The sequence below is a fragment of the Caballeronia sp. GAWG2-1 genome (assembly GCF_023631405.1).
In the GTDB taxonomy this organism is placed as follows: Bacteria; Pseudomonadota; Gammaproteobacteria; order Burkholderiales; family Burkholderiaceae; genus Caballeronia.
This window is the reverse complement of record NZ_JALQDD010000023.1, coordinates 144,463-165,360: the sequence shown is the minus strand read 5'-3', so window position 1 is coordinate 165,360 and position 20,898 is coordinate 144,463. Positions and strand designations below refer to the sequence as shown.

22 protein-coding genes are annotated in these 20,898 nt (G+C 63.6%); 3 read left to right on the top strand and 19 right to left on the bottom strand.

The genetic code is table 11. The features are described 5' to 3' along the window. Window positions 1–267: 267 nt before the first annotated feature. The 11 genes from denD to NCR98_RS14650 form a co-directional block, all read right to left on the bottom strand. Window positions 268–1,233 (bottom strand): D-erythronate dehydrogenase, encoded by a 966-nt coding sequence (denD, locus tag NCR98_RS14700; RefSeq protein WP_250493077.1) that lies wholly within the window; start codon window positions 1,231–1,233, stop codon window positions 268–270. Between the two features lie 13 nt (window positions 1,234–1,246). Next, window positions 1,247–2,035: a 2-oxo-tetronate isomerase gene (otnI, locus tag NCR98_RS14695; RefSeq protein WP_250526522.1), complete on the bottom strand. Its 789-nt coding sequence runs from the start codon at window positions 2,033–2,035 to the stop codon at window positions 1,247–1,249. Window positions 2,036–2,173: 138 nt separating this feature from the next. Continuing rightward, window positions 2,174–2,815 carry a 3-oxo-tetronate 4-phosphate decarboxylase gene (gene otnC / locus NCR98_RS14690; RefSeq protein WP_244829741.1) on the bottom strand — a complete coding sequence of 214 codons (642 nt, stop codon included), beginning with the start codon at window positions 2,813–2,815 and terminating at the stop codon, window positions 2,174–2,176. Continuing rightward, on the bottom strand, window positions 2,815–4,101 hold the full coding sequence (gene otnK / locus NCR98_RS14685; RefSeq protein WP_250466459.1) for a 3-oxo-tetronate kinase: 1,287 nt from the start codon (window positions 4,099–4,101) through the stop codon (window positions 2,815–2,817). The genes otnC and otnK overlap by 1 nt, the downstream gene beginning before the upstream one ends. Continuing rightward, window positions 4,101–4,994 carry an L-threonate dehydrogenase gene (gene ltnD, locus NCR98_RS14680; RefSeq protein WP_250493074.1) on the bottom strand — a complete coding sequence of 298 codons (894 nt, stop codon included), beginning with the start codon at window positions 4,992–4,994 and terminating at the stop codon, window positions 4,101–4,103. The genes otnK and ltnD overlap by 1 nt, the downstream gene beginning before the upstream one ends. 28 nt (window positions 4,995–5,022) lie before the next feature. After that, window positions 5,023–5,727, bottom strand: coding sequence for a FadR/GntR family transcriptional regulator (locus NCR98_RS14675; RefSeq protein WP_244829740.1), 705 nt, complete (start codon window positions 5,725–5,727; stop codon window positions 5,023–5,025). A gap of 91 nt (window positions 5,728–5,818) precedes the next feature. Next, window positions 5,819–6,157 carry a thioredoxin family protein gene (locus NCR98_RS14670; RefSeq protein WP_244829083.1) on the bottom strand — a complete coding sequence of 113 codons (339 nt, stop codon included), beginning with the start codon at window positions 6,155–6,157 and terminating at the stop codon, window positions 5,819–5,821. A 93-nt stretch (window positions 6,158–6,250) separates the two neighbouring features. After that, window positions 6,251–6,778, bottom strand: a complete 528-nt coding sequence (locus tag NCR98_RS14665) for a chromate transporter (RefSeq protein ID WP_250493072.1) — start codon at window positions 6,776–6,778, stop codon at window positions 6,251–6,253. After that, on the bottom strand, window positions 6,775–7,341 hold the full coding sequence (locus NCR98_RS14660) for a chromate transporter (RefSeq protein ID WP_244829081.1): 567 nt from the start codon (window positions 7,339–7,341) through the stop codon (window positions 6,775–6,777). Before NCR98_RS14660 ends, NCR98_RS14665 begins: the two co-directional genes overlap by 4 nt. 160 nt (window positions 7,342–7,501) lie before the next feature. Beyond that, window positions 7,502–8,434, bottom strand: coding sequence for a 2-dehydropantoate 2-reductase (panE, locus tag NCR98_RS14655; RefSeq protein WP_250526521.1), 933 nt, complete (start codon window positions 8,432–8,434; stop codon window positions 7,502–7,504). 45 nt (window positions 8,435–8,479) lie between these two features. Continuing rightward, the gene (locus NCR98_RS14650) at window positions 8,480–8,821 is read right to left on the bottom strand and encodes a hypothetical protein (protein ID WP_250466455.1); all 342 of its coding nucleotides are present in this window, start codon (window positions 8,819–8,821) and stop codon (window positions 8,480–8,482) included. Window positions 8,822–9,150: 329 nt separating this feature from the next. Here NCR98_RS14650 and gnd point away from each other — a divergent pair, with 329 nt between their 5' ends. Then, window positions 9,151–10,557, top strand: coding sequence for an NADP-dependent phosphogluconate dehydrogenase (gene gnd / locus NCR98_RS14645; RefSeq protein ID WP_244829078.1), 1,407 nt, complete (start codon window positions 9,151–9,153; stop codon window positions 10,555–10,557). A 64-nt stretch (window positions 10,558–10,621) separates the two neighbouring features. On the opposite strand, the gene NCR98_RS14640 is transcribed toward gnd, so the two are convergent. The 6 genes from NCR98_RS14640 to NCR98_RS14615 are packed head-to-tail and all read right to left on the bottom strand — an operon-like array spanning window position 10,622 to window position 17,356. Continuing rightward, on the bottom strand, window positions 10,622–11,743 hold the full coding sequence (locus tag NCR98_RS14640) for a Gfo/Idh/MocA family protein (RefSeq protein ID WP_250526520.1): 1,122 nt from the start codon (window positions 11,741–11,743) through the stop codon (window positions 10,622–10,624). Then, window positions 11,740–12,801 carry a sugar phosphate isomerase/epimerase family protein gene (locus tag NCR98_RS14635; RefSeq protein WP_250526519.1) on the bottom strand — a complete coding sequence of 354 codons (1,062 nt, stop codon included), beginning with the start codon at window positions 12,799–12,801 and terminating at the stop codon, window positions 11,740–11,742. Before NCR98_RS14635 ends, NCR98_RS14640 begins: the two co-directional genes overlap by 4 nt. 54 nt (window positions 12,802–12,855) lie before the next feature. Continuing rightward, window positions 12,856–13,818 (bottom strand): substrate-binding domain-containing protein, encoded by a 963-nt coding sequence (locus NCR98_RS14630; RefSeq protein ID WP_244829073.1) that lies wholly within the window; start codon window positions 13,816–13,818, stop codon window positions 12,856–12,858. Window positions 13,819–13,846: 28 nt separating this feature from the next. Next, window positions 13,847–14,863, bottom strand: a complete 1,017-nt coding sequence (locus NCR98_RS14625) for an ABC transporter permease (protein WP_244829072.1) — start codon at window positions 14,861–14,863, stop codon at window positions 13,847–13,849. Then, complete coding sequence (locus tag NCR98_RS14620; protein ID WP_250526518.1) at window positions 14,844–16,331, bottom strand: sugar ABC transporter ATP-binding protein; 1,488 nt, start codon at window positions 16,329–16,331, stop codon at window positions 14,844–14,846. Before NCR98_RS14620 ends, NCR98_RS14625 begins: the two co-directional genes overlap by 20 nt. Window positions 16,332–16,333: 2 nt before the next feature. Next, window positions 16,334–17,356, bottom strand: a complete 1,023-nt coding sequence (locus NCR98_RS14615; protein WP_250526517.1) for a LacI family DNA-binding transcriptional regulator — start codon at window positions 17,354–17,356, stop codon at window positions 16,334–16,336. Between the two features lie 186 nt (window positions 17,357–17,542). Here NCR98_RS14615 and NCR98_RS14610 point away from each other — a divergent pair, with 186 nt between their 5' ends. After that, the gene (locus tag NCR98_RS14610) at window positions 17,543–17,959 is read left to right on the top strand and encodes a YciI family protein (RefSeq protein WP_250526516.1); all 417 of its coding nucleotides are present in this window, start codon (window positions 17,543–17,545) and stop codon (window positions 17,957–17,959) included. Window positions 17,960–17,988: 29 nt separating this feature from the next. Here the strand turns inward: NCR98_RS14610 and NCR98_RS14605 are convergent, their stop codons facing one another. Beyond that, complete coding sequence (locus tag NCR98_RS14605) at window positions 17,989–18,423, bottom strand: MarR family winged helix-turn-helix transcriptional regulator (RefSeq protein ID WP_250509799.1); 435 nt, start codon at window positions 18,421–18,423, stop codon at window positions 17,989–17,991. Between the two features lie 350 nt (window positions 18,424–18,773). Here NCR98_RS14605 and NCR98_RS14600 point away from each other — a divergent pair, with 350 nt between their 5' ends. Beyond that, complete coding sequence (locus NCR98_RS14600; protein ID WP_244829067.1) at window positions 18,774–19,919, top strand: branched-chain amino acid ABC transporter substrate-binding protein; 1,146 nt, start codon at window positions 18,774–18,776, stop codon at window positions 19,917–19,919. Window positions 19,920–19,932: 13 nt separating this feature from the next. Here NCR98_RS14600 and NCR98_RS14595 read toward each other — a convergent pair whose 3' ends face one another. Next, window positions 19,933–20,862 (bottom strand): LysR substrate-binding domain-containing protein, encoded by a 930-nt coding sequence (locus NCR98_RS14595; RefSeq protein ID WP_244829066.1) that lies wholly within the window; start codon window positions 20,860–20,862, stop codon window positions 19,933–19,935. Window positions 20,863–20,898: the final 36 nt, after the last annotated feature.

Below are 20,898 nucleotides of genomic sequence, written 5' to 3'. Positions count from 1 at the left end.
ATTCTCCGCGCAAGGGGCAGCCTGACGAGACGACGGGTTTTGCGCGTGGCGGCAGCGCGGATCGGCGCTGGAATGAGAAACGAGCAGGCTACCGCTCGTGGTTCACTGCGGTGCACGCGGCGCCGGACCGGCGTTCGTCACATTTAAGGGAGGAGTGTAGCGCGGAAAGGGGATACAAGCTTGCATCGTGCAACCTTTGAGGCGGTTGCCGGGTGCGCTGCGGGTTGGCTCGCGCGGACGCCGTGAAAACACGGCGTCCTGCCTCATTTAACCGCGTTGATCGGCGATATACGCGCGAATCACATCGGCGAAAGACTTGTCGCCCGTGAGCCCGAGTTCTTCAGCACGCGCTGGATTCCACGCGCCCGGCCAGCTTCCCACGATCTTTTCGATGCGCGGCTCCGGCTCGAAGTCGATGCGCGCCACGACTTCATCGCCCGCGACTTCACGCAGCGCCGCGACCATCTCGTTCACGCTCACCGAAAGCCCCGGCAGATTGATCACCGGCCGAAGACCCAGCTTCGCGCGCTCGATCTCGCATCCGGCGATGAGCGCGTCCACCGCGCTTTTCGGCGAGAGCAGCCAGACGCGCGTGTCGCCATCGACGGGACATACCGAGCGCTCGCCATTGAGCGGCTCGCGGATGATGCCGCTCGCAAACGACGACGCCGCCGCGTTCGGCTTGCCCGGCCGCACGCTGATGGTCGGCAGGCGCAGCACGCGGCCATCGACGAAACCGCGCCGTGAGAAATCGGACAGCAGCAATTCCGCGATGGCCTTTTGCGTTCCATACGACGATTGCGGGTTGAGCGCGGTGTCGTCCTGCACGACTTCCGGCAGCGTTCCGCCATACACCGCGACCGAACTCGTGAACACGACGCGCGGCACGTGGCCCCGCGCGCGGCACACTTCGAGCAGCGCGCGCGAGGCATCGAGATTGATCTTCATGCCGAGGTCGAAGTCGGCTTCCGCCTGGCCGCTCACGATGGCCGCGAGATGAAAGATGGCTTCCGTCTTCGTATCGATGTAGCGCTCGAGCGTGGCCTTGTCCGAGATGTCGCCGGTTTCGGCTTTGACGCGGTTGTCGTCGAGAAGCGCGGCATCGCTCGGGCGCGCGACATCGAGCAGTACGAGCTCGGTGACAGGCTTGCCGTCGAGTTCGCCTTTTTCCAGCAGACGTTTGGCGAGCTTTTGCCCGAGGAAGCCTGCGCCTCCCGTGATCAGAACCTTCATGTCGTCTCCTTTTTTATAGGTAAGGCTTGAGCCAGCCGAGGCCCGCGGACGTGCCCGCTTTCGGGCGATACTCGCAGCCAATGTAGCCTTCGTAGCCCAGCGAATCGATGAGATCGAACAGATGCGGGTAGTTGAGTTCGCCCAGATCCGGCTCGTGTCGATCCGGCACGCCCGCAATCTGAATATGGCCGATGCCCGCGTTTTCGCGTTTCATGTCGCGCTTGAGTTTGACCGCGATATCGCCTTCCACGATCTGACAGTGATAGATGTCGAATTGCACTTGCAGATTCGGCGCGCCGATTTCATCGCAGATAGCCTGTGCTTCGTCCTGACGATTGAGGAAGAAGCCGGGAATGTCGCGCGTGTTGATCGGCTCGATCACGACATCCACGTTCGCCGATTCCGCCTGCTTCGCCGCATACGCGAGATTCTTCAGGTAGATCGACTTGCGCTCCTCGCGCGAATCGCCGGGCTTGATGAGTCCCGCCATGAAGTGCAGTTTCTTGTTGCCGAGCGCGGCGGTGTATTCGAGCGCCTTGTCCACGCTCTTCTTGAATTCGTCCTCGCGGCCCGGCAAGGACGCGATGCCGCGTTCGCCTGCGGCCCAGTCGCCCGGCGGCGCGTTGAAAAGCGCTTGCGTGAGGTTGTTGTCCTGCAATCGGGTTTTGATGTCCGATGCCGAGAAGTCATAGGGAAACAGGAATTCGACCGCCTTGAAACCGTCTTTCGCGGCTGCGCCGAAGCGGTCGAGGAACTCGTGTTCCGGGTACATCATCGTGAGGTTGGCTGCAAAGCGGGGCATTGCGGTTGTCTCCTTTTCAATGCGTTCGATTCCGGGTCTTGACCACTAAAGTCAGCGCGTTAATTGCTCTTGGTTGCGGTAGCCGAGTGCCGCTGCGGCGTCGTTACCGCGCGCGGCCTTCGCAACCTCGCACGGCTCTCACCAACGCGCACCGAACGTCGTGCGCAAATCCTCGAGCGCGCTGTCGGGCAACGGCGCAGGCCTCGGCATCGTCGATAAGTAAAGCTGCGCCGTCTCCTCCAGTTCCTCTAGCGCATACGACGCATGCGCCACCGACTTTTCCCACACCACCGGTCCGAGCCGCTCAAGCAAGACCGCGCGCACCGTCGATGCCAGCGCCGCCACTTCTTCCGCCACGGCCGGATCGCCCGGACGTCGATAGCGAATCAGCGGCACATGGCCGACTTTCATGACGTAGTACGGCGTGATCGGCGGCAACACGTCCTCGTTTTTCCAGACGCCCGCGAGCGTCAGCGCGACGAGATGCGTCGAATGCGTATGCACGACGCCGTGCGCATCCGCATTGTTCTCGTAGATGCGCCGATGCAGCGCCAGCGTCTTGGATGGACGTCCGCCCGACACATGCTTGCCTTCCAGATCCACCTTCGCGATATCCGCCGGATCGAGCCGGCCGAGGCACGCGTCGGTCGGCGTGATGAGCCAGCCATCGTCGAGACGCGCGCTGATATTGCCCGCGCTGCCCACGGTATAGCGACGTTCGTACAGGCTCGCGCCCGTCACGCAGATTTCCTCGCGGATACGGTTTTCGTTCGATGACATCACGCCACCCCGTCCAGCGCCTTCAAGGCCTTCGCAAAGAAATCCGTCGTGCCGAAGTTGCCCGACTTGAGCGCAAGCGCGAGCGGCGCATCGTCTGCATTGGCGCCGATGGATTGCGTCGCGGGCACGCCCGGATCGATCTGCGGCCCGATACGCAACGAACGCACGTCGAGCGCCTGCACGACCGCGCCCGATGTCTCGCCGCCCGCGACCACGAACTTGCGCACGCCTGCGTCGCGCAGTTGCCGCGCAATCGCGGCGAGCGCGTCTTCAACCAGCTGTCCCGCCTTCTCCACGCCCAGTTCCTTCTGCACGGCCTTTACGTCATCCGGCGAAGACGTTGCGTAGATGAGCACGGTTTCATCGCCATGACTGCGCGCGAATTCCAGCGCCTGATCGACGACCGCTTCGCCGCGCGACAGCGCCAGCGGATCGACGCGAAAACTCGGCTTCGACGCGCGCCACTCCGCGACCTGCGCATTCGTGGCCTTCGACGCGCTGCCCGCGAGCACCACCGACCTGCCTTCGATCTTCGGCAGCTCGCCCGCATCTTCCGCATGAGCAAGCAGATTCGCCGCGCGATAATTTTCCGGCAGTCCAAGCGCGATACCCGAGCCGCCCGTGATGAGTTTGAGGTCGCCGAGGGCGTCGCCGAGTACGAAGAGATCGGCGTCGGAAATGGCATCCGCGATAGCCAGGCGCACGCCATCCTTCTTCAGTTCGGCGATGCGCGCGCGTACCGCATCCGCGCCCTTCATGACCGTGTCGTAGCGAATCAGGCCGACCTTCGACTTCGTTTGCCGTTGCAGCACGCGCACGAGGTTGGGATCGGTCATTGGCGTGAGCGGATGGTTCTCCATGCCCGATTCATTCAGCAGCACGTCGCCGACGAAGAGGTTGCCGCGAAAGATCGTGCGGCCGTTCTCTGGAAACGCGGGGCAGGCAATGGTGAAGTCGTCGTTCAGCGCTTCGAGCAAGGCGTCCGCGACCGGGCCGATATTGCCCTTGTCGGTGGAATCGAAGGTCGAGCAATACTTGAAGATGAACTGGCGGCAGCCTTGCGCGCGCAGCCATTCGAGCGCTTCGAGCGACTGACGCACGGCGTCCTCGGCGGGAATCGTGCGCGATTTCAGCGCGACGATCAACGCGTCGGCTTCGATCTTCGTCCCGGCTGCCGGAACGCCGATGCTTTGCACCGTGCGCATGCCGCCGCGCACGAGCATGTTGGCGAGATCGGTCGCGCCGGTGAAATCGTCTGCGATGCAGCCAAGCAAGGCCTGCGCCATTATTTCGCTCCCTTCGGGACTTCGATGCCCGGAAAAATTTTGATGACTGCGGAATCGTCCTCGCCGCCGTGTCCGGCAGTCGAGGCCATCATGAACATCTGATGCGCGGCCGCCGAAAGCGGCAGCGGAAACTTCGACGTGCGGGCCGTATCGAGTACGAGGCCCAGGTCCTTCACGAAGATATCGACGGCGGATAGCGGCGTGTAGTCGCCCGAGAGAATGTGCGGCACGCGGTTCTCGAACATCCACGAATTGCCCGCGCTGTGCGTGATGACGTCGTAGAGCGCGTCCGGGTCCACGCCTTCGCGCAGGCCGAGCGCCATGGCTTCGGCGGCGGCGGCGATATGCACGCCCGCCAGCAACTGGTTGATGATCTTTACCTTCGAGCCCGCGCCGTGCTCCTCCGACAGCCGATACACCTTGCCCGCGATGGCATCGAGCACGTCTTCGCAGGCGGCGTAGGCATCGGCGGGGCCGGAGGTCATCATCGTCATTTCGCCGGATGCCGCCTTGGCGGCGCCGCCCGATACCGGCGAGTCCAGCATCAGCACGCCGGTTGCCGCGACGCGCTTGCCGAGCTCCACCGCGAAACCCGGCGCGACCGTCGCGCAGGCGAGCACGACGCTGCCCGGTTTCATCGCCGGGACCGCGCCGTTATCGCCGAATAGAACCGCTTCGGTTTGCGCGGCGTTCACGACCAGCGTGACGACGACCTCACACTTGCCGCCCATTTCGGCCGGCGACGCGCATGCAATGCCGCCTTCGGCCGCGAACGAATCGAGCGCTTGCTGGCGGACATCGCATGCATGCACGGCGAAGCCCGCGCGCAATAGCGAGCGCGCGACGCCCAGACCCATTGCGCCCAGCCCGATGACTCCCACGTTTCTTGACATAGCGTTCTCTTGATTTTCGATGAAGCGGTTAGCAAAGGCCCGCTTCCGCCAGTCGGCGCGCGGCGTTGTAGAGATGTGTCTGAGCGGCGTTGCGCGCGGCCATGGGGTCGCCGGCGCGAATGGCTTCGGCGATGGCGGCGTGTTCCTCGCGCACTTGTCGCGAAAAGTCTTCGCGCAGCGCTTCGTTGCCGCGCGTGACGATGGTTCCGGCTTCGAGGTACTGGCTCAGAAAAGCGAGCGTCTTGAGGAAATAGGGATTGCCCGTGGCGGTCGCGATCTCGCGATGGAACGCCACGTCTTCCGCCACGCCGTTCTGGCCGGCGCGCACGGCTTCATCGATACGAACGAGCGCGGCGTCGATAGCGGCCATTTGCTCGTCGGTGCGGCGCATCGCGGCTTCGGACGCGACTTCGGCTTCGATCGCCCGGCGCAGCGCGAGGATATGCAGCACGGAGCCCGGCTCGACGGCCTGCGCGTAGTCGATCCGCAACGGCCGAATGCCCGCGCGCTCGACGATGAAGACGCCACTGCCTTGCCGAGGTTCGACCATGCCTTCGTTTTTCAGCCGCGAAATGGCCTCGCGAATCACCGTGCGGCTCACGCCGAACTCCTGCGCGAGCACGGCTTCGGTCGGCAGCTTGCCGGTGGCGGTGAAACTGCCCTTCTCGATCAGCTTTTGCAATTGCTGCGCGACCGTATCGCTCAGGGCGCGGGACGGGATCTTTTCGAACATACGGATGGACGGCTCTTGTACGGTCATCGGGTCATCATACAAGTTTGCATGGCCGAGATCGTATCAGCTTTAACCCCTAGCCGGGAAGCGGCTACTGCTCCAAAGGATCGTCGATCAGCGCCAGCGCATCGCGTATTTCGGACGCGTCGCCGGGACGGACCAGCCGCGCGACTTCCTTGCCGCCTGTCATGAAAATGAGCGTCGGCCACAGCTTGACGCGAAACGAGCGGCCGAGCGGTCGGCCGCTGCCGTCCTCGATCTTCATGTGACGGATATCGCGATGTTCCTGGAACGCCTGTGCGATCAGCGGCTGCGCGGCGCGGCAGAAGCCGCACCAGTCGGTGCCGAATTCGATGACGACGGGCGCCGTCGATGCATCGAGTTCAGCGCGCTCGGGCGCGGTTTTCGCGTATTCGGTGGTCATGGTCATGGCTTCGTCCTGGCTGTCTTGTCCGGTTCGATTTCAGCAGAAAGTGCGCCCGCATGCTTGAGCCGGCCTTTGCGGACCGCGCTTACTGCCCGTTCACTGCCCGATCCCCGTCAGCCCGATCAGCGCTCCGCCCGCCAGCAACCACAGCGGATGCAGTTTCGTCTTGTACGACACGACCGCCACGACAGCGGTGATCGCGACCAGCATCCACGTCTGATCGGATGCCTCGGCGATCAGCAGCGCGCTCGCCGCCACGAGGCCCGCCGTGATCGGCACGAGACCGAGTTGCACATAGCGCCGCCACGGTCGGTCCTTGAACCGCTCCCACGCGTGCAGCGCGGCAATCGTCACGAGCGATGACGGCCCGAACTTCGCGATCGACGTGACCAGCACGCCCGGCCAGCCCGCGACATGCCAGCCGATCAGCGTGACGACCATCATGTTCGGCCCGGGCGCCGCCTGCGCCAGTGCAAAGAGCGCGGAAAAGTCGGCCTTCGTCATCCAGTCGTGTACTTGCACGACCTGCCGCTGCATCTCGGGAAGAATGGTGTTGCCGCCGCCGAATGCGAGCAGCGAGAGCTGGCTGAAGATGGCGGCGAGCGAAAGCAGATTCGCGATCATCGGCGCACCTTCCACGCAATGAGGACCGAGATCGGCGTGAGCACGAGCATCGACGGAAGCAAGGGCGTGCGCAGGAACGCGATGGCCGCGAGCATGACGAGCGCGATGACTGCCGCCTCGGGCTTCTTGCGCAGCGGCCACATGATCTTGATCGCCATCGCGATCAGCAGCCCGGCCGCCGCCGCCGCAAGCCCCGCGAACAGATGCGCGATACGAGGGTCCTGATGCGTGCGCTGATAGATCACGCCCAGCGCGATCACGATCAGCGACGGCCCGCCGATCAGCCCGAGCAGGCCCGCGAACGCGCCGGCCAGGCCACGAAAGCGCATGCCGATAGCCACCGACAGGTTGATCACGTTGCCGCCCGGCAGGAACTGGCAGAGGCCGAGCAGATCGGTGAACTCGTCGGCAGTCAGCCATTTACGGCGCTCGACGATCTCGCGCCGCGCGAGCGGCAACGCGCCGCCGAACGCGGTGAGGCCGAGTGTGAGAAAGCCGGTGAAGATCTGCGAGACGGTGGGCGGCGCGGCGGTGCGGCCGGTGAGAGCGGGATCGGATGACATGAGGCGCGGGCGTGAACGTTCATCGGGAAAGCCGAAAGGGTACAGCGTCCCGATGTGCGCCAGAAGAGGTGTTTATCGTTGTGGGTTGATTGAAAGCGATGCGGTACGCATGGCGGTTCGCCGCTGCGAAGGCGAAGGCGAACGCGGCGCATCGCCGTCCTCAGCCAGCCAGCCGCGCCCGCCGCGCTTCGTAAGCCTTCAGATTCGCAAACGCGATTGCCAGCACGGAAGCGCCATCCACCGGCGTCTTGCGCCGCGCCAGCAAGTCGCCGACGATATGATCCGCTTCGATCCGCGCGCCGTTTTCCAGATCGCGCAGCATCGACGCCGTCATCAGCGAACCGCGGTCCGTGAAGTAACCGCGTGCACGCGTGACGAGCGCCTCGCCCGGCGAATGACCGTTATCGGCCGCGATCCCGCTGCATTCGTCGAAGAGACGACGCAACACATCATCGCCACCCGGCGCGCTCACGATGTCGCCAACGGGCGCGCGCATCAGGCACGTTCCCGTGGCGAGCGTCGCCAGGAAGACCCACTTCTCCCACATCGCCTGCAGAATGTCCTCGCTCACCTGCAGATCGAACCGCGCGTCGCTCAATTGCGCGGCGATTGTGTCGATGCGCGCCGAACGCCCGCCCGCGCGCTCGCCGATGGTCATCGACTGCATGTCGTTCAGATGGAGCACTTCGCCTTCAGCGCCGAGCGTCGCGCCTATCACGCACTGCCCGCCGAGCACTTTTGCCGTGCCGAAGCGCGCATCGAGCACGTCGAGATGGCCCATGCCGTTCAGAAGCGGCAGGATGGCGGTGTCCGGTCCGACCGCGGGCACGAACGAATCGATGGCGTTGGCCAGGTCATAAGCCTTGCAGCTCAGGATAACGAGATCGAACGGCTTATCGATGTCCTTTGCCAGCACGAGCGGCGGCGCGTCGAAATGGAGATCGCCGGCCGGACTTTTCACCACGAGGCCACTCTCGTGCAGCTTCTGCGCGCGGCGTTCGCGCACCAGAAAGGTCACGTCCCTGCCTGCTTCGAGTAACCGCGCGCCGAAGTATCCGCCGATGGCGCCCGCGCCCACTACCAGAATCCGCATGTCACGCTCCGTGTCGTTGATGGTGCTCGTGTTCGTGATCGTTCTTCACGCCTGCCAGACGCCATGACCCGCTTCGCGCAAGCCGATTGCCAGTTCCACTTCCATATCGCGCGCGCCCTCGTAGGGCATCGGGTTGTACATCTCATACAGATGCGGCAAGAGCCGCAAGCCGAAATCGCGCACGAAGCGGTTCGACTGAATGCCCGCCTTGTGCTTGTCGAAGCGCACGTCGGGATCGATTCCCGTCATGCCGACATAGACGAACGGCTTGCCCAACACGTAATCCGGATTCGCACGACGAAAGCGCGCCTCGTTCCAGACTGCGTCCGCCAGTTCGACGACGTAGACCGAATAATGATGCGCTCGCGCGCGCCGGGCCTGCGCCATGAATGAATTGCCTCGCGCGTGCTGGTTGGGCTGGTCATTCTATGACGGCGCCGCGTGCGCTGCCCGAACGCCCTGCCGAGAGCGCGCTTTCCCTGCCGGATGGCGCTCAAAGTGGTAAATTCGGGTCGGTCTGCGTTCGCGTCAGCGGCCGCGCCGCCGGTAGAATTCCGGCCGCGCCGCAGCGCGTCGCACCGGGCCTTCAGCCGGCCCCGGCGCGATCCGCGCGTGAAGACGATCTCTTCATCCTGCGAACGCCGCATTTATCGATACGTTTCATCCCCGAAGCCTGCGCCACGAGCCGCGGGCTTCGGCCATCCGGAGATCAAGCAATGAGCAAGCAAGCTATCGGCGTAGTGGGCCTCGCCGTCATGGGCCGCAACCTGGCCTTGAATATCGAGAGCCGCGGCCACGCCGTTTCGGTCTACAACCGCAGCCGCGAAAAAACCGATGAACTGATTGCCGAACATCCCGACAAGAAGCTCGTGCCCGCGTACACGCTCGAAGAGTTCGTCCAGTCGCTCGAAACTCCGCGCCGCATTCTGTTGATGGTCAAGGCCGGTGCCGGCACGGATGCCACCATCGACGCGCTGCGTCCGCTGCTGGACAAGGGCGACATTCTCATCGACGGCGGCAATACGCATTTCACCGATACCATTCGCCGCAATCAGGACCTCGCGAAGTCGGGGCTGCATTTCATCGGCACGGGCGTGTCGGGCGGTGAGGAAGGCGCGCTCAAGGGCCCGTCGATCATGCCGGGCGGTCAGAAAGAAGCCTACGAACTCGTCGCACCGATCCTCACCGAGATCGCCGCGAAGGCGCCGGACGGCGAACCGTGCGTCGCGTACATGGGCCCGGACGGCGCGGGTCACTTCGTGAAGATGGTGCACAACGGCATCGAGTATGGCGATATGCAATTGATCGCCGAAAGCTACGACGTGCTGAAGCGCGTGGCGGGTCTGTCGAACGAAGAACTCGGCAAAGTGTATGTCGAGTGGAATCAGGGCGAGCTGGACAGCTATCTGATCGAAATCACGTCGAAGATTTTCTCGAAGAAAGACGACGAAACCGGCAAGGATCTCGTCGATGTCATTCTGGATCGCGCGGCGCAGAAAGGCACGGGCAAGTGGACGAGCCAGAACGCGCTCGATCTCGGCGCACCGTTGCCGCTGATTACCGAAGCGGTGTTCGCGCGTGTTTTGTCGTCGCTGAAGGATCAGCGCGTGAAGGCGAGCAAGGTCCTCACCGGTCCGTCGCCGAAGTTCGACGGCGACCGCGAGGCATTTATCGAATCGGTGCGGCGCGCGCTGTATCTGAGCAAGATCGTTTCCTACGCGCAGGGCTTTGCGCAGTTGCGCGCGGCATCGGACGAATACGACTGGAACTTGCAGTACGGCACCATCGCCAAGATTTTCCGGGCGGGTTGCATTATCCGCGCGCGCTTCCTGCAAAAGATCACGGACGCATATGAGAAGGACGCGGGGCTAGCCAATTTGCTGCTCGATCCGTATTTCAGCGATATCGCCGCGAAGTACCAGGACGCATTGCGCGATGTCGTCGTGGCGGCGGTGAAGGCGGGCGTGCCGGTGCCGGCGTTTTCATCGGCGGTGGCGTACTTCGACAGCTACCGGTCGGAAACACTGCCGGCGAATCTCGTGCAGGCGCAGCGGGACTTTTTCGGTGCGCATACGTTCGAGCGCACGGATAAGCCGGGCAGCTTTCACGCTAACTGGGCTTGAGGGTGCTGGTTTGAGTTGAAGCGGGGCGGCTCTTTTGGAGCCGCTTTTTTTTTTCGCAACGGATTCAATCGACCCCCACCCAAGCCCCATCCCTCCCACTACTCCTCAACACCGCCTCCACGAACCTCAACCCCGCGACGCCATCGTCGACCGTGGTCAACCAGTCATCCCCCTGCGTCGTCCCGCTAGCGATACACGCCGCCGCATCCGTATAAAGCTGCGCGAACGCCTCTAGATACCCTTCCGGATGCCCCGCCGGAACCCGCGTCGCGTGCAGCGCCTCGGCGCTTTGCACGCGTCCGCGCGTGATTCGCTGCGACGCGCCGCCCACCGGCGTGAACCACAATTCGTTCGGCTCCTGCTGATCGAACATCAAACCGGCCTTCGTGCCATAAACGCGCAGGCGCAACGCGTTCTCTTCGCCCGCCGCGACCTGGCTCGCCCACAATATGCCGCGCGCGCCGTTCGCGTAGCGCAGCATCGCTTGCACGTGATCGTCGATACGCCGCCCCGCCACGAACGTCGTCACTTCCGCCGCCAACTCCGACGGCCGCATCCCCGTCACGTAGTCGGCAAGCTGATACGCGTGCGTGCCGATATCGCCGAGGCATCCCGCCGGCCCCGCGAGCGCGGGATCGGTGCGCCACACGGCCTGACGGTTCGCCTGCGTTTCCACCGGCAACGAAAGCCAGTCCTGCGCATATTCGACCTGCACCACGCGGATATCGCCGAGCAATCCCTGCCGCACCATGCCGCGCGCATGCCGCACGAGCGGATAGCCCGTGTACGTGTATGTCACCGCGAACACCAGCCCCTTGTCGCGCGCGAGCTTTTGCAGCGCCTCGCCTTCGGCCAGCGATACCGCGAGCGGCTTGTCGCAGATCACGTGGATGCCGGCTTCGAGAAACGCCGTGGCAATGGGCGCATGCAGATGATTCGGCGTGACGATAGCCACCGCTTCCACGCCGTCCGAACGCCCCGCCTCGACTCGCGCCATTTCGCGATAATCGCCATAGCTGCGCGGCAAACCGATTGCCGATGCGCTCGCCGCCGCGCGCTGCGGGTCCGATGACAACGCGCCCGCCACCAACTCATAACGGTCGTCGAGCCGCGCCGCGATCCGGTGCACCGCGCCGATGAACGCGCCCTCGCCGCCGCCTACCATGCCCAGCCGCACGCGCTTCATCGCGTTTCTCCCATGCCGAGCACGCCGCGCAACTGCTCGCGATTCGCGCCGCTGCCCGCGAAGTCGTCGAAGGCGCGTTCGGCCACGCGGATGATGTGATCGCGGATAAACACCGCGCCTTCGCGCGCGCCGTCTTCCGGATGCTTCAACGCGCATTCCCATTCAAGCACGGCCCAGCCTGGGAAATCGTATTGCGCCATCTTCGAGAAGATCGCCTTGAAGTCGATCTGCCCGTCGCCTAACGAGCGAAAGCGCCCGGCGCGCTCGACCCATCCCGAATATCCGCCGTACACGCCTTGGCGGCCATTCGGCCGGAACTCCGCGTCCTTCACATGAAACGCCTTGATGCGCGCGTGATAGATGTCGATGAACGCCAGATAATCGAGTTGCTGCAAAACGAAGTGACTCGGATCGAACAGGATATTCGCGCACGGATGGTCATCCACCGCCGCGAGAAAGCGCTCGAAGGTCACGCCATCGTGCAGGTCTTCGCCGGGGTGCAGTTCGTAACACACGTCGACGCCCGCGTGCTCGAACTCATCGAGGATCGGTCGCCAGCGCGCGGCAAGTTCCTCGAATGCGGCTTCGACGAGACCCGCCGGACGCTGCGGCCACGGATAGAAATACGGCCACGCGAGCGCGCCCGAAAAGGTCACATGCGCAGCGAGCCCGAGCCGTTTCGATGCCGCCGCCGCGTACTTCAATTGCCCGATCGCCCATTCGGTGCGCGCGGCCGGATCGCCTCGCACATGGGGCGCGGCGAAGCCATCGAACAAGGTGTCGTAGGCCGGATGCACCGCGACCAGTTGCCCTTGCAGATGCGTAGACAATTCGGTGATCGCGACGCCCGCATCCTCGACGGTGCGGCGAATGTCGTCGCAATAGGCATCGCTGGATGCGGCCTTCTCCAGATCGATCAGACGCGGATCCGCCGGCACCTGAATGCCCGCGTAGCCGAGTCCTTTCGCCCACGACGCGAGATGCGCGAGCGAGTCGAACGGCACGTCGTCGCCCATGAATTGCGCGAGAAAGATCGCGGGGCCCTTGATGGTCTTCATCTTTCGCCTCGATATTTGAACAACGCGAAGGGCCGGTCGAAACCGGCCCGCCACTCAGAACGGCGAGTTCGGGTAATAGAACTGCTTGGCGTTCTCCTTCGTGATGAGCACCGAGGGAATGATCGTGGTCGGCGGCAGCTTGTCGCCCTTCAAGCGCGCTTCGGCGGTGAGCTTGATCGCGTCGTAGATGAACTTCGGCGAGTACGAGACGTCGGCCTTTACGAGCTTGTCGCCATCCATGATGCGCTTGACCGCTTCCTTCGATCCCGCGCCGCCGAACACTTCCTTGATATCGGTGCGCTTTGCCTGCTCGATCGCCTTCAGTACGCCGATCATCATGTCGTCGTCGGCGGCCCACACGGCGTCGATGTGCTTGAAGCGCGTGAGATAGTCCTGCATGGTCTTGAAGGCGTCGTCGCGATTCCAATTGGCGTATTTCGCATCGAGAATCTTCATGTCCGGATGCTGCTTGATCACGCCTTCGAACGCGGCCCAGCGTTCATTGTCGAGGGTCGTCGGAATGCCGCGCAACGCGACGATATCGCCCTTGTTGTCCAGCGTCTTCGCGAGATATTCGGCGGGCAGCTTGCCGAACGCAGTGTTGTCGCCGGCGACGTACGCGTCCTGCGCGCTGGTGTCGGTCAAGCCGCGATCCACGACCGTCACGTACACGCCTTTCTTCTTCACCTGCGCGACTGGCTGCGTGAGCGACGCCGATTCGAACGGGAAAATCACGAGCGCATTGATCTTGTTGACCGTCACGAGATCCTGCAACTGGTTGGCCTGTTCGGGCGCGCCGGCCGCCGTCTTCACGATCACTTTGAGGTCGGGATGCGCCTTCTCCAGTTCCTTCTTCGCTTCGTTGGCCCACCAGACGATACCGCCCGTGAAGCCGTGCGTCGCGGTCGGAATGGCGACGCCGAGCACGACTTTATCGGCGGCGGATACGGACGTGGAAACGGCGAACGCGCTCGCCGTCAAGGTAAGCGCGGCGAGCGCGCGAAGCACGAGTTTCATGACGATGTCTCCTGTGTTTTAGATACTTCTATCGACGTCCACGCTGCAGGAAGGCCACGAAAATGATCACGGCGCCCTGCACCGCCGCATTCAGATACACGCTGATGATGCTCGTCAGGTTCAAGATGTTGTTGATGACCGAAAGCAGAATCGCGCCGATGACCGTGCCGATCACGCGCCCTTCGCCGCCTCTGAGCGCGGTGCCGCCCACCACCACGGCCGCGATGGCTTCGAGCTCCCACAAGAGGCCGGTGGTCGGCGTGGCCGAACCGAGCCGCGGCACGTAGAGCACGGTCGCGACCGCGACGCACAGTCCAAGCAGCACGTAGGTCGCGATCTTCACCTGATCCACGCGAATGGCCGCATAACGCGCAACCTGTTCGTTCGAACCGATAGCCTGCACGTGACGCCCGAACACCGTGCGATTGAGCACGATAGCGCCGCCCGCCGCGACGATCAGGAACACCCAGATCGGCACGGGCACGCCGAAGAGACTCGCGTAATAGACCGGGCCGTAGAGATCGACGAGCGAATTGTCGAGCGTGAGCGCGCCGCCATCCGCGAGCCATGTCAGAAGCGCGCGAAACACGCCGAGCGTTCCCAGCGTGACGATGAACGGCTCGATGCGCCCCTTGGTCACGAGCAAGCCATGCGCGAGCCCGAACAACGCACCGAGCACGAGCGCCAGCACGATGCCGAGCGCGAGAATCGCGAGCGGCGGCACGGCATGTCCGCGCACGCCCTGCAGCAGCCCGTTCATCATGTAGATCATGCTGCCCGCGATGAGCGCGGCCATTGACCCGACCGACAGGTCGATCCCGCCCGAGATGATGACGAAGGTCATCCCCACCGCGATGATGCCGATGAACGATGTGCGCGTGAGCACGTTCATGGCGTTGTCGAAAGTGGCGAAGTCGCCGTTGAGCATGGTTCCGCCGACGCAAAGCGCGATCAGCCCGATCAGCGGCCCGACGCCGAACAGTATGCGTGAGTAGGCGGCGAGGCGGCTTTCCTGCGCGGTGTCTTCAGTGTGTGCCGGTCGCATGCGCGATCAACCTCTCTTCGGTCAGGAGTTCCATGCCGAGCGTCGCGACGAGCTCGCCCGCGCGCATCACCGCGACGCGATGACAAAGCCCGATGAGTTCGATCAGCTCGGAAGAGATCACGATCACCGCGCGGCCTTCGGCGGCCAGGCGATGAATCAGGAAATAGATGTCGCGTTTGGCGCCGACATCGACGCCGCGCGTCGGTTCGTCGAGCACGATCACGCGCGGATCGGGATGCAGGAACTTGGCGAGCGCGAGCTTCTGCTGATTGCCGCCCGAGAGCATGCGCGCGCGGCTCTTCGCGTTGCCCGTGCGTATGCCGAAGTCCTTCACGGCGACTTCGAGCGCCACGCGTTCCGCGTGCATGTCGACGAGCGGATGCGCGTAGCGTTCCAGCGTCATCATCGTGAGATTGTCTTTCAACGCCATGTCGACATGCAGGCCGCGTCCCTTGCGGTCTTCGCTCAAGTAAGTGATGCCGTGACGCATGGCGTCGCGCGGGCTTTTGAGCTTCACGGTGCCATTTTCAATCGCGATGGTTCCCGCGCTCAGCGGCCGCAAACCCACGAGCGCTTCGAAGAGTTCCGTGCGTCCCGCGCCGACGAGACCCGCGAAGCCGAACACTTCGCCCGCGCGCACCGAGAAGCTCACGCCTTCCGCCCAGCCCGGCACCGACGCTTGATCGACCTTGAAGGCGACGGGCGCATCGGCGGCGAGCGGCGGCTTGTCCGGGAACATGTCGGAGACTTCGCGGCCGACCATCAGGTTCGCCATTTGATGACGCGTGATTTCATCGGTCGGCGAGCGCGCGACGAAGCGGCCATCGCGCATGACGATCACTTCGCCGGTCACGCGCTCCACTTCGTCGAGCTTGTGCGAGATATAGACGATGGTCACGCCCGCTTCCTTCAGCCGTGCCATCAACGCAAAAAGACGCTGCGTTTCGGAAGGCGTGAGCGTCGCGGTGGGCTCGTCCATGATGAGCAGGCGCGCATTGCGCAGCATCGCCTTGGCAATCTCGACCAACTGCTTTTCCGCGACGATCAAGTCGCGCACGCGCGTGTCCGGGTTCTTGTGCAGGCCGACTTCGGTGAGCGCGTCGCGGGCGGCATCGCGCATGGCCGGTTCATCGAGAAAGAAGCCGCGCCGCAACTCGTGCCCGAGAAACATGTTCTGCGTGATGCTGAGATGATCCGCGAGGTTCAGTTCCTGGTGGATCAGCACGATGCCGGCATGTTCCGCTTCACGCGAACTTCTGAAGTCGGCTCGTCTTCCGTCGATCACCATCTCGCCTGCGTTGGCGCGCTCGTAGCCAGCGAGGATTTTCATGAGCGTGGACTTGCCCGCGCCGTTTTCGCCAAGCAAGCCGTGGATGCGTCCCGGCTTCAGATCGAAGCTCACGCCGTGCAGCACGCGCACCGGCCCGAACTGTTTTTCGATCCCCTCGAAGCGCACGGCAAGGCTCATTTTCACGCGCTCCTTCGTTGAATGAGTCGATGCGGCAGCAGCACGCCCGGCACGTCCGTGCGTGGATCGCGCAGGCGCTTGAGCAGCAGTTCCGCCGCCGTTTCACCGAGCGCCTGCATAGGCTGCGAGACAGTGGTAAGCGGCGGATAGACATGTGCGGCCACCGCGATATCGTCGAAGCCCACTACCGCGACATCTTCCGGTACGCGCAAGCCGACGCCGCGCAGACCGTTCATCACGCCTATGGCGAGCGTGTCAGAAACGGCGAAGATCGCGGTCGGTCTTGTGCGCTCGCCAAGCGAGGCAAGCTGCGTGGCCGCGCGTTCGCCGGCGTCGTAATCGAGGCTTTCGAGTTCGACCTGCCACGCCGGATTGGCTTCGATACCCGCGTCCCGAAGCGCATCGCGATAACCGGCCAGCCGCTGGCGTCCGTACAGATAGCCGTGTCCCGAGTTGATGAGCGCGATGCGTTCGTGTCCCTTGCCAAGCAGATACCGCACGACATCGCCCGCTGCAAGATGATTGTCGATGCCCACGTAAGGCACGCCCGCGCCCGGATCGAATTCGCAGCACGCAACCCACGGCAAGGTCGAGGCCTCTTCGGCAAGCGCCTTTTGCACGGCGGCGGGGTCGAGACAGATTGCACCATCGGCACGGCGTCCGCGTAACAGGTCGAAGTAACTGCGCTCGCGCAAGGGGTCGGCGCCGGTATCGCACATCAGCATGAAATAGCCGTTTTGTCGCGCCACGCTGTCGATGCCACGTACGATAGCCGCATAAAACGGATTGCCGAAGTCCGGCACCATGGTGAGCAGCAGACGGCTTTCCGCCGTGCGGAGATTGCGCGCAAGTTCGTTGATGCGGTAACCGCTCGCAGCGACCGCCACGCGCACTTTTTCGCGCGTCGTCTCGCGCACGTTCGCATGGCCGTTGAGCACGCGCGATACCGTCGCGACCGACACGCCCGCGCGCTCGGCGACATCCGCTATCGATACTTCCTCGCGTGTACGAACCGTATCCGACATGCTGCGCGCCACCGCGGCGAACGAGATGTAATGGATTACATTATTCGGCGCGAGACGCGCTTAAAGCAACCGGAATCGGCTAGGGATAAACGCTTAAGGCGCGCGTCTGTCGATTTGCTTGCGGCTGGCTCGTCGTAGGGTGTGAGCGGGGAAAGGCCACGCTTGCAACTTATCGAGGAGCATTCCATGCGTTTCATGATGCTGATGATCCCGCGCGGCTACGAAAGCGCGCAACCGGGCACGCTGCCCTCCGCCGAAGCCGTCGCCTCAATGATGAAGTACAACGAAGAACTGCAGAAGGCAGGCGTGTTGCTCGCGCTCGACGGACTGCATCCCCCTTCGATGGGCGCGGGCGTTTCGTTCGAAGGCGGCAAGCCGCGCGTCGTCGACGGCCCTTTCGCCGAAGCCAAGGAAGTGCTAGGCGGTTACTGGATGCTGCAGGTCAAATCGCGCGAAGAGGCCATCGAATGGGCGAAGCGTTGTCCCGCTTCGGACAACGAGGTGATCGAAGTGCGGCAAGTCATGGAGTTCGGCGACTTTCCGCCCGACGTGCAGGAAGCGGCGGCGGGCTTCGATGAAGCGCACAACAAGCCGCGCTCTTGAGCCAGACGCGGAGCATTCGTGCTTTCGCCTCAAGCCGACGCGGTTAGTTCGAATAGCGATTGACGCAAGGCCTTCGCGCGCTTCTCTCCGAACTTCGCTTCGAACTCGGCCTGCGCGATGCGCCATTGCTCGACCGCTTTCTTGAGCGTCTCCTTGCCTTGCGACGTCAGCCGCAGCCCGACTGCACGCGAACTCGCCGCCTGCTGCTCCGCTTCGACGATGCCATCGCGTTGCAAAGGCTTGAGCGCGCGAACGAGCGTGGTGCGGTCCATGACCATGGCGTCGGCGAGATCCGCCATCGACACATCGGGCCGGCGCGCGATAGCCAACATGAGCGTGTATTGCGCGGCCGTGATGCCGGCCACGTTCAGATGCCGCTCGTACAACTGCGAGACATAGCGCGCGGCCTGACGGATAGCAAAGCAGTTGCAATCGAAGAGAGAAGAGTTCGGATTCGTAGCCATGCCGTTTAGCATATTTGTGCATATGCACTCTGTCAAGGGCCGCGTTTTCATCGACGCGACAGGAGGCTCTCGGGACGCGGCGCGAATCGTCGTGGCGCGAGTTGCTTCAAATCCCGCAGTGCCGCATCCCGCTTGGGGATTCGGTCCGCCGACGCTATGCCGAAATCCGCATCCGTCACGCGACTTAACAACAAGACGCGGCGAATTTGGCTCCCTAAATTGCGCATGTCCCGCCTCGTTCACCGTGCGCCGGATGCGCGCGAGGGGAAAGCCCTTCTTGCCGGCGCACTTGTGGCGATGTCCCATTCGATAGTCGAAACAGTCAGTCAGACCAACAAGGAGAGGAAACCATGCGTATCCACACGAGCCTCAAGCTAGTCTGCGCCGCCGTCGCGCTTGCCGCGCTGCCGTTCGCCGCGGCCGCCGAGGACATGACGGTGAAAGTCGGCTTTGCCGCGCCGCTCACCGGCGCAAACGCGGGCTACGGCAAAGATCTCCAGAACGGCGTGCAACTCGCGCTCGATGAAGCGAACGCCAAAAAGATCAGCATCGGCGGCAAGACGGCGAAGTTCGAAATCGCGGCGGAAGACGATCAGGCCGACCCGCGCATCGGCGTGCAGGCCGCGCAGAAGCTCGTGGATGACGGCGTGGCCGTGGTCGTCGGACACTTCAACTCGGGCACGACGCTGCCTGCATCGCCGATCTACAACACCGCCGGCATTCCGCTGATCGATCCCGCGGCGACTAACCCGACCATTACCACGCGTGGCCTGGAAAACGTCTTCACGGTCATTTCGAGCGATGCGCAGAACGCGGGCAACGCCGGCGCCTACGCGGTGACGACGACGAAGGCGAAGAAGATCGGCATCATCGACGACCGCACGGCCTTCGGTCAGGGCGAAGCCGACGAGTTCGAGAAAGCGGTGAAAGCGAAAGGCGGCACGATCGTCGCGCGCGAATTCAGCGACAACCAGACGGTCGACTTCAGCGCGCAGCTCACGCGTCTGAAGGCGGCCAACGCCGATCTGATTTTCTTCGGCGGACTGGATCGGCAAGCGGCAGCCGTGGTCAAGCGCATGAAGCAGCTCGGCATGACCGCGCAGTTCGTGGGCGGCGGCGGCGTGATGGATGCCGACTTCCTCAAGCTCGCCGGCGACGCGGCCGAAGGCGCGCAGGCGTGGGAATACGGCAGCCCGCTCGACAAGCTGCCGCAAGGCAAGGCGTTCAGCGACAAGTTCCAAAAACGCTTCGGGGTGGCGATTCTCTCGTATGCGCCGTTCGGCTACGACGCCGCGTGGGCCGCGATCAACGCAATGGAGAAGGCCGGTTCCGCCGATCCCAAGGTGTATCGGCCGGCGTTGAAGAAGATCTCCTTCGATGGCATTACCGGCCCGATCGCATTCGATGACAACGGCGCGTTGAAGAACGCGTCATCGACGCTCTATCAGGTGAAGAACGGCCAGTGGGACACCGTGGTGACGAAGCACGGCATGTAAGCGTTGCACGTGCTCAGGCTTGCACGGCGTTCGTGTAAGCCTGGAGCGTCTCACGCGTCTGTGCCGCCTCCCCTTCCAGCCATGTCGCGAACTGCTGCAAGGTCGGCGACGGCGCGGGCCGCTCGGGGTAAACGAGGTAGTACGCCGCGCCGCTCGGCACACACAGCGAAAACGGCGCGATCACGCGTTTCGCGCGCAAGTCGTCCTCGATCAGCGACAAGTCGCCGATGGTTACGCCGAGACCCTGCATCGCCGATGTGATGGCGAGATCGAGCGTGTCGAAATGCTGCGCCTTCATCGAAGGCAGGCCGGCGTAACCATAAGCGCCGAGCCACAAGAGCCAGTCGCGCCGGTCGCGTGTGGGATGCAAAAGCGTCTTGCCGGCCAGATCGTCGGGCGTCGGTGCGCGGTCCCGCCGAACCTTGAACTGCTCGGGCGCACAGACGGGCGTCAACACTTCATCGAACAGATGGTGCGAGCTGACACCCTTCTGCGCTGGCGCCGGCGCGCCAAACACGATGGCTGCATCGAACTGTTCGGCGTTGAACTCGACACTGTGCGACACGGCTGCGGTCACTTCGATCACCAGTTCCGGACGCTCGTTCTGCAGACGAATGACACGCGGCAAGACCCAGCGCATGGCGCAGGTCGGACACTTCAGACGCAGTGTTCCGGACTGTGCGCCACCTTTCGCGAGCGCATCGGCGATCTGTTCGAAAGCCTGCTGCAACGGCGCGATGAGCAACGCGCCATGATGCGTGAGCGCAAGGCCGCGCGCCTGCCGCACGAAGAGCGCATAGCCGAGATGCGCCTCCAGTCCGGCAATCTGGCGGCTCACCGCGCCTTGCGTCACGTTCAACACATCGGCGGCGCGTGTGAAATTGAGCTTGCGCGCGACCACGAGGAAGGTCTTCAGCACGTCCAGGGATGGCAAGGGTTTCATGTGGTCGTTCGCGGGTTTGTCTACGTAGCCATGAAT